Source organism: Polaribacter sp. BAL334 (assembly GCF_015767435.1).
Taxonomy (GTDB): domain Bacteria; phylum Bacteroidota; class Bacteroidia; order Flavobacteriales; family Flavobacteriaceae; genus Polaribacter.
Genome location: NZ_JADWOV010000054.1, coordinates 1 through 326, shown reverse-complemented (window position 1 = coordinate 326; position 326 = coordinate 1). Strand labels below are relative to the sequence as shown.

Below are 326 nucleotides of genomic sequence, written 5' to 3'. Positions count from 1 at the left end.
ATTTTTTATGTTCACCATTGTTGATGATGATGATTTCTTTAGCTGAGGCATTTTGAAATTGATCTGCTACTGCTTTTGGTGCAATAATCGTTGTTGAAGACAAATCTAATTCCTTCAATGTTTTCATATTAAAATGATCACCATGAACATCAGTTATCAAAATATAAGAAGGTTTTTCAAACTTTGAAAATGCATTTGCACCTCCTGTAGGATCTAAATAAATAGTCTCATTTTCAAATGAAATTACTGCAGTTGCATGCGAAATAGGTGTTATTTTTATGTTGTCTTTTTTGATTTCATTTTTAAAATTAAAAAGTGAAACGACT

1 protein-coding gene is annotated in these 326 nt (G+C 28.8%); it reads right to left on the bottom strand.

Annotated elements, in window-relative coordinates:
* Positions 1-326, bottom strand: a 326-nt coding sequence (locus IU405_RS00290; protein ID WP_197436672.1) for an MBL fold metallo-hydrolase, incomplete at both ends; no start/stop codon positions are given.